General features: G+C 66.7%; 12 protein-coding genes. 6 read left to right on the plus strand and 6 right to left on the minus strand.

Annotated features, from left to right (window positions below; all coding sequences use genetic code 11):
* Positions 1 to 212: 212 nt before the first annotated feature.
* From AC3ARF_RS03695 to AC3ARF_RS03705, 3 genes are read left to right on the plus strand one after another with little or no spacing between them, the layout of a single operon-like run.
* Positions 213 to 1,418: a pyridoxal phosphate-dependent aminotransferase gene (locus AC3ARF_RS03695; RefSeq protein ID WP_498930377.1), complete on the plus strand. Its 1,206-nt coding sequence runs from the start codon at positions 213 to 215 to the stop codon at positions 1,416 to 1,418.
* Positions 1,419 to 1,433: 15 nt separating this feature from the next.
* Positions 1,434 to 1,790 (plus strand): glutaredoxin family protein, encoded by a 357-nt coding sequence (locus tag AC3ARF_RS03700; protein WP_498930379.1) that lies wholly within the window; start codon positions 1,434 to 1,436, stop codon positions 1,788 to 1,790.
* Between the two features lie 60 nt (positions 1,791 to 1,850).
* A complete protein-coding gene (locus AC3ARF_RS03705; RefSeq protein ID WP_498930382.1) occupies positions 1,851 to 2,834 on the plus strand; it encodes a malate dehydrogenase in 984 nt (327 codons plus the stop codon).
* 167 nt (positions 2,835 to 3,001) lie between these two features.
* Here AC3ARF_RS03705 and AC3ARF_RS03710 read toward each other — a convergent pair whose 3' ends face one another.
* From AC3ARF_RS03710 to AC3ARF_RS03720, 3 genes are all read right to left on the minus strand, one after another.
* A complete protein-coding gene (locus tag AC3ARF_RS03710) occupies positions 3,002 to 4,060 on the minus strand; it encodes a DUF5694 domain-containing protein (protein ID WP_498930383.1) in 1,059 nt (352 codons plus the stop codon).
* Positions 4,061 to 4,254: 194 nt separating this feature from the next.
* Entirely contained in the window at positions 4,255 to 5,028 is a 774-nt protein-coding gene (locus tag AC3ARF_RS03715) for a LytR/AlgR family response regulator transcription factor (protein WP_498930385.1), read from the minus strand.
* A complete protein-coding gene (locus AC3ARF_RS03720; protein ID WP_498930387.1) occupies positions 5,025 to 6,101 on the minus strand; it encodes a sensor histidine kinase in 1,077 nt (358 codons plus the stop codon). The genes AC3ARF_RS03715 and AC3ARF_RS03720 overlap by 4 nt, the downstream gene beginning before the upstream one ends.
* Positions 6,102 to 6,388: 287 nt before the next feature.
* Here AC3ARF_RS03720 and prpE point away from each other — a divergent pair, with 287 nt between their 5' ends.
* From prpE to prpC, 3 genes are all read left to right on the plus strand, one after another.
* Entirely contained in the window at positions 6,389 to 8,287 is a 1,899-nt protein-coding gene (gene prpE, locus AC3ARF_RS03725; RefSeq protein WP_498930389.1) for a propionate--CoA ligase, read from the plus strand.
* 150 nt (positions 8,288 to 8,437) lie between these two features.
* Positions 8,438 to 9,322, plus strand: a complete 885-nt coding sequence (gene prpB, locus AC3ARF_RS03730) for a methylisocitrate lyase (protein ID WP_498930391.1) — start codon at positions 8,438 to 8,440, stop codon at positions 9,320 to 9,322.
* A gap of 248 nt (positions 9,323 to 9,570) precedes the next feature.
* Complete coding sequence (gene prpC, locus AC3ARF_RS03735; protein WP_498930392.1) at positions 9,571 to 10,722, plus strand: bifunctional 2-methylcitrate synthase/citrate synthase; 1,152 nt, start codon at positions 9,571 to 9,573, stop codon at positions 10,720 to 10,722.
* A gap of 277 nt (positions 10,723 to 10,999) precedes the next feature.
* Here prpC and AC3ARF_RS03740 read toward each other — a convergent pair whose 3' ends face one another.
* From AC3ARF_RS03740 to AC3ARF_RS03750, 3 genes are all read right to left on the minus strand, one after another.
* Positions 11,000 to 11,617: a glutathione S-transferase family protein gene (locus AC3ARF_RS03740; protein ID WP_498930394.1), complete on the minus strand. Its 618-nt coding sequence runs from the start codon at positions 11,615 to 11,617 to the stop codon at positions 11,000 to 11,002.
* Positions 11,618 to 11,733: 116 nt separating this feature from the next.
* A complete protein-coding gene (locus AC3ARF_RS03745; protein WP_498930396.1) occupies positions 11,734 to 12,192 on the minus strand; it encodes a cell wall hydrolase in 459 nt (152 codons plus the stop codon).
* Between the two features lie 333 nt (positions 12,193 to 12,525).
* Positions 12,526 to 14,556, minus strand: coding sequence for an oxidoreductase (locus AC3ARF_RS03750; protein ID WP_498930398.1), 2,031 nt, complete (start codon positions 14,554 to 14,556; stop codon positions 12,526 to 12,528).
* Between the last annotated feature and the right edge of the window lie 62 nt (positions 14,557 to 14,618).

Raw genomic sequence — 14,618 nt, forward strand, 5'->3', positions numbered from 1 at the left:
GGCAAGCGTCGAGCTGACGAGCGCCCGCCCGAATCCGGGCGGGCGTTTTCGTATCTGCCCGCAACCTCCGGGTGGAGAGGCGGTTGCAGCGGCAACGGGCCCTGGGTGAGACCATCGTCGGCCCGGTCCGGGCGGGGCCCGCGTGGTACCATTTCGGGGCTCTGTACCGGGCTTTCCGCCCTCCCCACACGCTTCCCACGAGGTTCCTCGCGATGCCCCAGCTCGCCGCGCGCATTGGACGTGCCAAGCCCAGCGCCATCATGGCCGTTGCCGAGAAGGCCAAGCGCCTGAAGGCCGAAGGCCGCGACATCATCAGCTTCTCCATCGGCGTGCCGAACTTCCTGCCCGGCCCGCATGTGTACGAAGCCGCGCGCCAGGCGGTCGACAAGGACAGCGGCCAGTACGGCAGTAATCGCGGTCCCGACGCCCTGCTCGACGCGCTGCTCAAGCACATCGAGCAGATCGGCCTGACCGGCTACACCCGCGCCAACTGCGCGACCGGCATCGGCGCCAAGCACGTGATCTACAACCTGGCCGAGGCGTTGCTGGACGAGGGCGACACCATCGCCTTCCCGGTGCCGTACTGGACCAGCTACATGGACATCGCCGAGATCGTCAACGCGAAGGTCCAGCTGCTGCCTTGCCCAGCCAGCCAGAACTACAAGCTGACCCCGCAGCAGCTTGACGAGGCGATGGCGAAGAAGCCGAAGGTGTTCCTGTTCAACAACCCGTCCAACCCGACGGGCATGGTGTACACCAAGGACGAGATCGTCGCCCTGTCCGACGTGCTGGTGAAGTATCCGGACACCTGGATCATCGCCGACGACATCTACAACCGCATGCTGTTCGACGGGCTGGAGTACTACAACTTCGTGCTCGCCCGTCCGGAGCTGCGCGACCGCGTGATCTTCCTCGACTCGTTGTCCAAGACCTACGGCATGCCGGGCTGGCGCCTGGGCTTCATGGTCGGGCCGGAAGTCGTGGCCAAGGCGCTGGTCACGCTCAACTCCAACCACATCACCAACGTGCCGGAAGTGGTCAACGCCGCCGGCATCGCCGCCCTGACCGGTCCGCAGGACGTGCCGACGCAGAAGTGCGCCGAGTTCCAGGGCAAGCGTGACCAGGTGATGGCGGTGATGAACGCCATCCCCGGCCTGGTGTGCCCGCGTCCGCAGGGTGCGTTCTACGTGTTCCCGGACATCAGCTGCGCGTTCGGCAAGACCCACGGCCCGACCGGCAAGAAGATCGAGAACGACGTCGACTTCTGCGACGCGCTGCTGGACGCCAAGGGCGTGGCCTGCGTGCCGGGCTCGGCGTTCGGCGAGCCGCGCGCGCTGCGCATCAGCTACACCTGTCCGACGCCGCAGCTGGCGCCGGGCCTGCAGCGGTTCCAGGAGTTCTTCGCGGAACTCGTCTGATTCGGAGCGTCGGTCATGCGCATTGTCTGGGTGCTGGTGGTATTGGCGGCGATCGGCGGATGGATGCATTTCCACGGCGATCCCGAGCCCACCCTGCACCCGGACGATCCGCGTATCGCGACAGGCGATGACCGCATCGTCATGATGGCGGCCGAGTGGTGTGGTTACTGCCGCAAGCAGCAGAAGGAATTCGAACTTGCGAACGTGCGTTACCGCATCCTCGACGTTGATACGCCGGAAGGCGACCGCGCCATGCAGGCCTTGGGTGCGCGCGGCGTGCCCACTACCGTCATCGGCCAGCAGGTGGTGTACGGATTCAACACCGCCGAACTGAAACAGAAACTCGCCCCCTTGGGCTATCGCGTTTTCTGACGCGCTGGCCGTCCCCACCCCAACCCTTCCCGCCTCACTTCGTTACGCAAGGAAACTTCCATGAAGACCCCCGTCCGCGTTGCCGTTACCGGTGCTGCCGGCCAGATCGGCTACTCGCTGCTGTTCCGCATCGCCTCTGGCGAGATGCTGGGCAAGGACCAGCCCGTCATCCTGCAGATGCTCGAGCTGCCGATGGAGAAGGCCCAGGCCGCGCTGAAGGGCGTGATGATGGAACTGGAAGACTGCGCGTTCCCGCTGCTGGCGGGCATGGTCGGCACCGACGATGCGGAAGTGGCATTCAAGGACGCCGACATCGCCTTGCTGGTCGGCGCGCGTCCGCGCGGCCCGGGCATGGAGCGCAAGGACCTGCTGCTGGAGAACGCCAAGATCTTCACCGCCCAGGGCGCCGCGCTGAACAAGGTCGCCAGCCGCAACGTGAAGGTGCTGGTGGTGGGCAACCCGGCCAACACCAACGCCTACATCGCCATGAAGTCGGCGCCGGACCTGCCGGCCAAGAACTTCACCGCGATGCTGCGCCTGGACCACAACCGCGCGCTGTCGCAGCTGGCCAACAAGGCCGGCGTGGCCGTCGCCGACATCGAGAAGCTGGTCGTGTGGGGCAACCACAGCCCGACCATGTACCCCGACTACCGCTTCGCCACGGTCAACGGCGAGTCGCTGAAGGACAAGATCAACGACGCCGACTGGAACGCCAACACCTTCATCCCGCAGGTCGGCAAGCGCGGCGCGGCCATCATTGAAGCGCGTGGCCTGTCCTCGGCCGCGTCGGCCGCCAACGCCGCCATCGACCACATCCGTGACTGGGTGCTGGGTACCAATGGCAAGTGGGCGACCATGGGCGTGCCGTCGGACGGCAGCTACGGCATCCCGGAAGGCGTGATCTATGGCGTGCCCGTGACCTGCGCCAACGGCGAATACACCCGCGTCGAAGGCCTGCCGGTCGACGAGTTCAGCCGCGCGGCGATGGACAAGACCCTGGCCGAGCTCGAGGAGGAGCGCGCTGGCGTGGCGCACCTGCTCTGATCGCGGCCGCGTCGCGACAGGGTTGATGAAGGGGCGGCCTTGGGCCGCCTCTTCTGTTTCCGGGGGGAGATGCCGGTTGCCGGGTTGCGGCGCGCAGCACGGACATCGATCAAGCACGAGGCTGGCGGGGCAAATGCCGCCCGCCCCACTGGCGCGTTCGCGACAGTTCACTGCCCGAGTACGGCTGCGGCATCGACGACCTCGACATCGCTCATCTGCCGTGCCCACTGGTCGTACCACGGTTTGTGCGACGCGCCGACGATGTTGAGAACTCGCACGCCTGGCGTGCGGCTGATGGCCGCTCGGATGTTGGCGGCCATGCGCAGGTTGCGGGTTTCCCACCAACCGACATACTGAGGACCGAACCGTTTGGGGTGCGGGTCGGCTAGCGCGCCGCCAAAATCCAGCTGGATTGTGTCGTCGGTGGCATGCGCGGCGTTGATGACACGGTAATAGGCGAGCAGGCTTTCACCGTCACGCACGCGTTTTTCGAGTTCAGCCTGTTCGACCAGCTGCGGTGACGGCACGATGGCTTCGTATCGCGCTTTCTGCCACGGCTCGAAGGCCGGGTCCTGCATGCTGAAGATGGCGTCGCTGGTGTGGTCGTCGACCGCATGGAGACGATCCAGCCCGACGCTCGCCGCGACTTCCGCCGCGATGTCGATGCTTTCGTTCATGCCGCCCGACGCGCGCGACAGGTGCTTCACGGCGCGATCGCTGAGCGTGTCCCCCGCATGACGTTCTGCCGCAGGCAGGCGCAGCCACTGGACCATCGCAGAGCCGAAGTCGCCGGCGGCCAGGAACAGCATTGCCAGTTCGCGGCGCTGGGCCGGCGTTGGCGTGCGCGGCCAGCTGGCCAGATGCTGCTCCGCGCGCGCCTCGGCTTCGATCTGGGTCAGTTTCAGGCTGCGCTGGAACGGCGTGGCGTCCGTGCAGTAGGTGTCGTAGGTTTCGGCGTAACGTCCCGACAGGTGGCGCATCATTTCGCATTGCGACCCGGACAGGTTTTCGATCGTGATCACCTGCGGGCGCCAGTTGGCGATTCGCGCGAGCAGGAGAGTGAGCCACGTGGCCTGCCAGTCCTTGGAGTGGCTGGAGAGATGGATGGTGGCGAGGGTCATCATCTGCGTGCGCGGGCCGGAGACTTCAGGACGGTCGCCGAGGGGCGGGGCAAATTGCGCGTGACTGGGGAGTGGCTGGATTGCGGCGAAGGCGGCGAGCAGCAACGGCAACGGATATCGCATCGGAGAACGCCTGTTCTGGGTGGCGGGCGCGGCAGGGGGCGGCGCACGGCCCTGTTGAGGGCGAAGTCAGATTGGCGGCAGCTCTGCAGTGAGGCGCATGGAAGAGGTGCGAAGCGGGAAATGCGTGGTGTGAACCCGCGAAAGCCACAGTCGGAGGCAGCGATGCGACCGGGGCTTCAGCGATCCAGCCAGTCGCGCAGCGCCCCGGCGCGCTCCTGGCTGACGGTGCAGGCTTCGGCCAGCGGTGGGGTGAGGGTCAGTTCGAGTTTGCTCTTGAAGCCGCGGTCGATCCTCGCGATGGCCTGCGCTCGGGCGATCACCCGGCGATTGACCCGGAAAAAGACAGTCGGGTCCAGCGTCTGTTCGAGTTCGTCCAGGCTTTGCGAAACCGGGTAGGCGCGTCCACCGTGGGTCACCACGCGAACGACCAGGGCCTTGTGGAAATACGCGACATCTTCAAGTGCGAGTGAAACCAGGGTCTCTCCCGACTGCACCAGGATGCGCCTGCGGTATTGCCTGGATGCCTGGAAATAGTGGCGAGCGGCAGCAGGGGCGGCCGGCGGGCCTGCCGCGATGTTCGATTCGCGCAGTCGGCGCCACTTCGCCAGCGCCGTGGCCAAGCGCGCCGGACGGATCGGCTTGAGCAGGTAGTCAATGCCGAAGGCCTCAAACGCCTGCAGCGCGAACTGGTCGTAGGCCGTGGTGAAGATCACTGGCGATGTCGGTGGCAGGGCATCAAAAATCTCGAAACACAGTCCATCTGCCAGGTGCACATCCATGAAGACCAACGCTGGCGCAGGCGTTTGCGCGAGCCGTGCGATTGCCGGGGCAACCGCGCCGATGGATGGCTCCAGAGTCAATTCGGGCGCGAACTCGGTGAGCAGGGCGCGCAATGCTTCGCCCGCGACCGGCTCGTCTTCGACGATCAGTGCATGCAGGGGGAGGGTCATGGGAAGGTTGCCTTGTGGCGTGACAACAGTCCGAGTTCGACGATGAAGGCATCGTATCCCCGGACCACGCGGATGCCATCGGCGCCGAGCAGGCGATAGCGCTGCTCGATGTTGGACAGTCCGGTGCCTGCGCCGGGATTGGGGCTGTGTCGTGGCTTGAGTGGATTGGACACAAGGATGCTGCGATCGCCCAGACGGACGTCCACCACCAGGGGGTCGCCTTCCCGGGTGCGGTTGTGGCGGACCGCATTTTCCACCAGGACCTGGAGACTCATCGGTGGAATCATCAAATCGCCGGAACTGTCCATCGCCTGGATGTCGACGCGGAGGCCGTCGCCGTGCCGTGCCTGCAGCAGGGCGCGATAGGCGTGGAGGAACTCCAGCTCCCGCGCCAGCGGCACCAGGTCGTGGTTCGAGTGGCCGAGCGCGTAACGCAGGACATCACTCAGTTCCAGCAACAGTCCGCGGGCGAGCGTTGGATCCTGCGAGATCAGTCCGTGCACGGTGTTGAGGCTGTTGAACAGGAAGTGGGGATTGATCTGTGCCTTCAGGGCATCCAGTTCCGCGCGCAGCATCGCGGCCTGCATGTCACGCGTGTCCTGTTGTGCGCGCTGCAGGCTGGCATGGAAGTCGAGCGTGATATGCAGCGCGTTCAACGCCAGCGAGAAGACCGTGGCGATGAGCGCCGTCACCGTCAGGTGTGGCCAGCCGATGACGTCGTTGGCGCCGTGGCGGATTTCGTGCAGTTTGAGCGGGATATAGACCAGCAGGCTGAATGCAATGACGGCGAGGGTCGATCCTCCCACCTGCAGAACCAGGCGTTGTGCCGGGTGTGCGTGCCAAGGCCAGCGGTGTTCCAGTCCATGCGAATAGTGCCGGATCGCTTCGCTGAGCAGCGCGACCCAGGCGATGAAGCCCAGGGCGGCGCCGATCGTCAACCGGGGTGGCTCGTCGAAGAGGCTGGACACCCAGAGGGTTGCGGAGACGATGACGGCCACCGCAGCGGGATACAGCACCCGCGCGATCCCATCGATGGGCAGCAAGGGCGCGGTGGAATGAGGCGACGTACGCATCCACCGATGGTCCGACGGCCGGGCGGCGTTTGCCAAGCCTCTCCCTGTCGAAGCCGGATTACAGCCGGCCGAACCCGGTCTCCGGAGCCGGCACGAATCCCATTCGCATTGCCGTAACGGGCTCAATGACGCGACGCAGCATTTTGCGGTGCGTCGCCGACGCCGGGTCTGCCGTCGCCTGCCGGGAGCCGCGTCCCACAAGCCTTCCGCCATTTTTCGACCAATGTCTTAGCGCGGCTGCGTGCTGCGCCGCGATAGCCTCGATGCATCGTCGTGGAGGTGCACGCATGCGGTACGAGGATTTCTATCGCCGTTCGATCGAGCAGCCGGAAGCCTTCTGGGCCGAGCAGGCGCAGGCCATCCACTGGCATCGCCCGCCGGACAGGATCCTGGACGATTCGCGTCCGCCGTTCCGCAAGTGGTTCGTCGGGGGCCAGACCAATCTCTGCTACAACGCCGTCGATCGACACCAGGCGTCGCGCGCCGACCAGCTGGCGCTGGTGGCAATTTCCACCGAAACCGGCCTGACCCGCGAGATCAGTTACCGGGAGTTGCACCGCGAGGTGAACACCTTCGCGGCAGTCATCCGCGCGCTGGGGGTGGAGCGGGGCGACCGTGTCGTCATTTACATGCCGAACATGGCCGAGGCGGTATTCGCCATGCTGGCGTGCGCGCGGATCGGTGCCGTGCACTCGGTGGTATTCGGCGGCTTCGCCTCGCACAACCTCGCGCTGCGCATCGATGACGCGGAACCCAAGCTGTTGATCTGCGCCGATGCCGGCATGCGCGGCGGCAAGGTCATCCCCTACAAACCGCTGGTGGACGCGGCCTGCGCCGAGGCCGCATCGCCCCCGGGGCACGTGTTGATCGTCAACCGCGGACTCGATGCGGGGCTCAGCTACACGGCCGGCCGCGACGTGGACTACGCCAGCCTGCGTGCCGAGCACGAAGGCGCCGAGGTGGACGTGGTCTGGCTGGAGTCCAATGAGCCCAGCTATCTGCTTTACACGTCCGGAACCACAGGAAAGCCCAAGGGTGTGCAGCGCGACGTGGGCGGTTATGCAGTCGCGATGGCGATGTCCATGTGGTCGATCTACGACATCCAGCCGGGCCAGGTGATGTTCTCCACGTCGGATGTGGGCTGGGCGGTGGGGCACAGTTACAACGTATACGGACCGTTGATCGCCGGTGCGACCTCGATCCTGTACGAAGGCCTGCCAATCAATCCTGATCCGGGCATCTGGTGGCAGATCTGCGAACGCTATGGCGTGCGCACGATGTTCTCCTCGCCGACCGCAATCCGCGTGCTGAAGAAGCAGGACGCGGCGTACCTTGCGCAGCACGACCTGTCTGCGCTGAAGTACCTGTTCCTGGCGGGGGAGCCGCTGGACGAGCCAACCGCGCAGTGGATCACAGATGGCATCGGCAAGACCGTTATCGACAATTACTGGCAGACCGAGACCGGGTGGCCGGTGCTGGCGCTGATGCCGGGGCTGGACATGAAGGCGGTGAAGTTCGGTTCGCCGGGGCTGCCGACCCCCGGCTACAACCTGCGCGTGATCAACGACGTGACCGGCGAAGACGTGGCGCCGGGCGAGAAGGGCGTGCTGGTCATGGTCCCGCCGCTGCCGCCCGGGTTCATGACCACGATCTGGCGCGACGACGCACGTTTCCAGTCCAGCTACTTCGGCCATTTCAAGGAGCTGCTCTACAGCTCGCTGGATTGGGCGATTCGCGACGCTGATGGCTATACCTTCATCCTTGGCCGCACCGACGACGTGATCAACGTGGCCGGGCATCGCCTGGGGACCCGCGAGATCGAGGAATCGGTGTCCACCCATCCTTCAGTCGCGGAGGCGGCGGTGGTGGGGGTGCACGATGAACTCAAGGGACAGGTGCCAGTGGTATTTGCCACGCTCAAGCAGGGTGCGGAGGGCTTGAGCGCAGTGGAAATCGCCATGGCGATGCAGAAGCGCGTGGTGGAGCAGCTGGGTGCCGTCGCGCGGCCGTCGCGGGTGTACGTGGTCAACGCCCTGCCCAAGACCCGTTCCGGAAAGCTGCTGAGGCGATCGATCCAGGCGCTGGCCGAGTCCCGTGACCCGGGGGACCTGTCCACGCTGGACGATCCGGGAGCGTTGGAGGAAGTGCGGCGCGCCCTGGGACGCGATGCGGACGCGGGCAGTTGAGCCGTCGGGCCAGGGTGCCAAGGCGGGCGGGGGGATACCCGGGCGGTCGCGCCACTTTCGTGCAGGGCGCCCGCCATCACGTCCCGCTGCGGCCACGGAATACCGGTCGCGCCACTCGGCTAAAATGATGGGCTGAACAGAGGAGACACCATGGCCCTTGCACCGTCCGCCGGCGCGCGCTTCCGCGCCGCCCTCTCCGAAGAAACCCCGCTGCAGGTGATGGGCGCCATCACCGCCTATGCCGGCCTGATGGCCAAGCGCGTGGGTTATAAGGCCCTGTACCTGTCGGGCGGCGGCGTGGCCGCAAACTCGCTGGGCATGCCCGACCTCGGCATCAGCACCATGGAAGACGTCCTTACCGACGCGCGTCGGATCGTCGACGCCACGGGCATGCCGCTACTGGTCGACATCGACACCGGGTGGGGCGGTGCCTTCAACATCGGCCGCACCATCCGCAACTTCGAGCGCATTGGCGTTGCCGCCGTGCACATGGAGGACCAGGTCGGGCAGAAGCGTTGCGGCCACCGTCCGGGCAAGGAAGTGGTGACCAAGGACGAGATGGTCGACCGGGTCAAGGCGGCGGTGGATGCGCGGACCGACGCCGGGTTCGTGATCATGGCGCGCACCGACGCCGCCGCGGTGGAAGGCATCGACAGCGCGATCGAGCGCGCCGTGGCCTACGTCGAGGCCGGTGCGGACATGATCTTCCCGGAGGCCATGAACACGCTGGACGACTACCGCAAGTTCAAGGCGGCGGTGAAGGTGCCGATCCTGGCCAACCTGACGGAGTTCGGCAGCACGCCGTTCTTCACTACCGACGACCTGCGCGGCGCCGGGGTGGACATTGCCCTGTACTGCTGTGGCGCCTATCGCGCCATGAACAAGGCGGCGCTGAACTTCTACGAGACCGTGCGTCGCGAAGGCACGCAGAAGAACATCATCGACACGCTGCAGACGCGCGCCGAACTGTACGACTACCTGGGCTACCACGCGTACGAGGACAAGCTCGACGCGCTGTTTGCCCGGGAAAAGTAATTCATGGCGAAAAGGTCGGCCGACGGAGCGTACAGGCCCCCACGCGGGTTGGGTTCCCCTGTGCCCCTCCGCCGGCGCGTCCATCCGCCCCCGACCGCAGCGGGCTCGATCTGGCCCGCCACGGTCGCTGCGACATGCCAGTCGCAAAACAGGCGTTTTTTCCACGTTTCCTAGCGATTGATAACGCTGCGCGCAAAGGTGACCGGACAATCCGGCCACTGCCCGCTACATCCATCAGGAGTGATCCCATGACCGAATCCGCCCAGGTGCTGCCCAAGGCCAAGAAGTCCGTCGCGCTGAGCGGCACGGCCGCCGGCAATACCGCGCTGTGCACCGTAGGCCGCAGCGGCAACGATCTGCATTACCGCGGCTACGACATCCACGACCTGGCCACCCAGTCTTCGTTCGAGGAAGTGGCGCACCTGCTCGTGCACGGCGTGCTGCCGACCGGGTCGCAGCTCAAGGCGTACCGGACCAAGCTCAAGCGCCTGCGCGGCCTGCCCGCCATCGTCGCCGAGGCGCTGGAGCTGGTCCCGGCCAACGCGCATCCGATGGACGTGCTGCGCACCGGTTGTTCGGTGCTTGGCACGGTGCTGCCGGAGCGCGAAGGCCACCCCGCTTCCGAGGCGCGCGACATCGCCGACAAGCTGATCGCCAGCTTCGGCTCGATGCTCCTGTACTGGTGGCACTTCACCCGCAACGGGCGCCGCATCGACGTCGAGACCGACGACGACACCACGGCCGCGCACTTCCTGCACCTGCTGCACGGGGAGGCGCCCAGCGCGCTGCATGCCGAGTCGCTGGACAAGTCGCTGATCCTGTACGCCGAGCACGAGTTCAACGCTTCGACGTTCACCGCGCGCGTGATCGCCGGCACCGGTTCGGACCTGCACTCGTGCATCACCGGCGCCATCGGCGCACTGCGCGGCCCCAAGCACGGCGGCGCCAATGAAGTGGCGATGGACATCATCAGCCGCTACGGCAACGCCGACGCCGCCGAGGCGGACATCCGCGCGCGCATGGAGCGCAAGGAAATCGTCATCGGCTTCGGCCACCCGGTGTATACCATCGGCGACCCGCGCAATCCGATCATCAAGGAAATCTCGCGCACGCTGTGCGCGGACGGTGGCAACCAGACGCTGTTCGACGTGTCCGAGCGCATCGAGAACCTGATGATGGACACCAAGAAGATGTTCCCGAACCTGGATTGGTACAGCGCCAGCGCGTACCACATGATGGGGATTCCGACGCCGATGTTCACGCCGCTGTTCGTGATCGCGCGCACCACCGGCTGGAGCGCGCACGTGATCGAGCAGCGCGAGGACGGCAAGATCATCCGCCCGAGTGCGAATTACACGGGGCCGGAGGATCAGGCTTACGTGCCGATCGAGAAGCGTTGATGGGTTGGAGGGGCCGCGCGGTTGCGTGGCCCTTCTGCTTTTGGGGTGGTTGGGGCGGGCGGAGGAGCGCAGGGCGCCACAAGTCGCGGCCCGTTATCCGCTTGGTTGTGACGCCCTGCACTCCTCCGCCCTGAGAGGGCACCGGTAAAGCAGAAGAGCCACGCAATCGCGTGGCTCTTTCTATGTGGACGGGGATGGGGGGCGAGGAGCGCCGGGGTGGCATGCCCGCCCCGCCGTTTGGGGTGTCCCTCGGGCAACGGCCAGCCGCGGGGCTGGATCAGGCCGCGAGGCCCTCGGCCTTGAGGGTGGCTAGGACGCCCGGATCCTGGTCCATGCGCGCCTTGAACGCCTGCAGGCGCTCCAGGCCGGACAAGTCCACGCCGGTGCGCGCGGCCCAGCCGAGCGTCACATATAGATAGGGGTCGGCGAAGCTGCGGAAGCCGGCGAGCCAATCGTGGGCTTCCAGCCGCTTGTCGGCGCGCTCGTACAGGCCGCGGAGGCGCTTGCGGGCGGCGTCGCGCACGCCGTCGTGCTGGTCGGCGTCGCCGTGGAAGGCGGCAGGGGCAAAGAGCGGCAGGTAGGCCGGGTGCACATCGGAGTTCACGAACGCCAGCCAGCGGGTCGCCTCGGCGCGCTGGCGGGGGCTACCGTCGCCGGCAAGGCCCGCGGCTGGCTGGCGGTCGGCCACGTAGCCCATGATCGCCGCGTTCTGGGTGAGCACGAAGTCGCCGTCGACCACCGCGGGCACCGCGCCGGCCGGGTTGACCGCCAGGAAGGCCGGCGACTTGAGGGCGGCGTAATCCGCCAGGACCTCGAACTCGTACGGCTGGCCGCTCCACTGGAGGGCGATATGGACGGCCGTGGAGCAGGCGCCAGGCTTGGTGTACAGCTTCATGCAGTCTCCGGAACGGAAGCGGCCGTCCATGGTGGACGACCCGACCGGAGCGGCTCAACGCCGTGCGTGCAACGCTGCGTCGCGGGCGCGCGGGTTGCGCGCCGCGGATAGGGGCCTCAGCCGCGGCGAGGCTTGAGCGACTGCACCTTCAGGAAGGTGTGGTCACCGATCGTGGCCACCTGGTAGGCGGTGCGCCAGCTGGGGCTGGCAATGGCATGCGCCATGAAATGGCTCGCGCCCGGCACGATCTCCTTGCGCTGGCCCGGCGGCAGGGCCCAGTTGCGCTCGGCCTCCAGGGCGATGGTCACCGATTCCGCCCACGCCTCGGTGTTGCTCAGGCGGGTCGACGGTGACACCAGGGTCGGGGCGAACTGCTTCTTGGCGGTCACCACGTCGCAGACCGTATTGCCCCACAAGCCGCTGTCGCGACGGCGCAGGGCCACTTCCGCTACAGCCTTCTGGCCACGGACGGACTGGTCGCGGGCCTCAAGATAAACGGTGGTACTCAGACACAGCGAGTCTGCTGTCTGTGGCGGCAATACAGAGGCCAACCACAGGATCCAGGCCAACTTCATTCGAACTCCTTGCTCCGTTGCGCCCGTTCGTCTCGCGGCTTCCATCCCCTCGGGGATCTGCTGGAAGCCACTGCTCGGACCGGCATGGCGTACTGGGGAGGGCGGCGGCTCTTCGGCGCGCTTTGCCCCTTCACCTAAACCGCGCGGGGTGCGCGGCCGGTGTGGGATCCGCCAAGTGGGGGCGGAAAAGTTGGCGCAAGGTACTGTCGCCAACATAAACGTCGCGTGAATGGTGAAATTATAACCTGCGGAAAAATCTGGGGTTTTTACTCAGGCAACGAGGTGCGGGCCCTTGCGGCGCAAGGGTTTGGGGTGTCAAGAGCGAGGCGGTGGTCACAGATTTGCGGCCAGCCGGCTGCCTTGGGCGATGGCGCGTTTTGCGTCCAGTTCCGCCGCCACGTCGGCTCCGCCAATCACATGGACGGTCGCCGGGCCCCCCTGCAAGGCCTCCAGCAGGGGCTTGAAGGGCTCCTGACCGGCGCAGATGACCACGTGGTCCACCGGCAGAACCTGCTCCTGGTCGGCCACACGGATGCGCAGCCCGGCATCGTCGACGCCAAGGTATTCGACCCCTCCCAGCATTCGAACGCCCTTGGCCTTCAACGTGGCCCGGTGGATCCAGCCAGTGGTCTTGCCCAGGCGGGCGCCCGGTTTGCCGGGACTGCGCTGCAGCAGCCACACCTCGCGTGCGGCGGGCTCGGGGGCAGGGGCCGCCAGACCGCCGCGGTTGGCCGCGTAGTCGAGGTCCACGCCCCATTCGGCCCGCCAGCGGGCGGGGTCCAGGCTCGGCGACGCCCCTTCCTGGACCAGGAATTCGGCGACGTCGAAGCCGATGCCGCCCGCGCCGATGATGGCGACCCGTCCCCCCGGGACCACCTCGCCACGCAGGACCTGGAGGTATCCCACTACCTTGGGGTGGTCCACTCCCGTGAAGTCCACGCGGCGCGGGGCGATGCCGGTGGCCAGCACCACGTCGTCGAAGCCGGTGAGCTCCGGCGCGGTCACCCGTACGCCCAGACGCTGGTCGACGCCGGTCTGCAGCAACCTCCGCCGGAAATAGCGGAGGGTTTCGTGGAACTCCTCCTTGCCCGGGATGCGCTTGGCCAGGTTGAACTGGCCGCCGATCTCCTCACCCGAATCAAACAGGGTGACGTGGTGGCCGCGCTCGGCTGCCACCGTCGCACACGCCAAGCCGGCCGGGCCGGCGCCGACCACCGCCACCCGACGGGGTTGGGTGGTCGGCCGGTATACCAGTTCGGTCTCGGCGCAGGCGCGCGGGTTGACCAGGCAACTCGCGGTCTTGTTTTCGAAGACGTGGTCCAGGCATGCCTGGTTGCACGCTATACATGTATTGATGTCTTCGGCACGCCCGGATCTCGCTTTCGCCACCCATTGCGGGTCGGCCAACAGCGGCCGCGCCATCGACACCATGTCCGCCTCGCCCCGCGCGAGGATGCCTTCGGCCACGTCGGGCATGTTGATGCGGTTGGTGGTGACCAGCGGAACGCCGACCTCCGGCTTGAGCCGGGCGGTGATACCGGTGAAGGCCCCGCGGGGCACCGAGGTGGCGATCGTGGGTATGCGCGCCTCGTGCCAGCCAATGCCGGTATTGATGAGGGTGGCGCCAGCGGCTTCCACGGCCCGGGCCTGCGCGACCACTTCGTCCCAGCAGTTGCCGTCTTCCACCAGGTCCAGCATGGACAGGCGGTAGACGATGATGAAGTCGGGACCGCAGGCCTCGCGGATGCGGCGCACGATCTCCACCGCAAAGCGCATGCGTCTGGCCGTGTCGCCACCCCAGGGGTCCTCGCGGCGGTTGGTGCGCGGAACGGTGAACTGGTTCAGCAGGTACCCCTCCGAGCCCATGACTTCCACACCGTCGTAGCCGGCCTCGCGGGCCAGGCGCGCACTGCGCACGAAGGCGCGGATCTGCCGTTCAACGCCCGTTGCGGACAATGCCCGTGGGGTGAATGGGTTGATCGGAGCCTTCAGCCGCGAGGGGGCCACCTGCAGCGGGTGATAGCCGTAGCGCCCCGAGTGGAGGATCTGCATGCAGATGCGACTGCCGTGCTCGTGCACGGCGCGGGTGACCTGTCGGTGCTTGCCCACCTCCCACGACCAGCCGAGCTTGCCACCCATCGGCTTGAGCCAGCCGGCAATGTTGGGGGCGAAGCCGCCGGTGACGATCAGCCCGACCCCGCCCGCGGCGCGCTCGGCGAAGTAAGCCGCCAACCGCGGGAAGTCCTTGGCCTTGTCCTCCAGCCCGGTGTGCATGGAACCCATGAGGACGCGATTGGGCAGGGTGCAGAAGCCCAGGTCGAGCGGGCTGAAGAGGTGGGGGTAGTCAGGTTGGGAAGGCAGCATTCGCGTACGCATGCGTATGGAATGCGCCACGATGCCGGGAATTTGTGAAGTGAGCAAGCGGG

The organism is Lysobacter sp. KACC 24251, assembly GCF_057747755.1.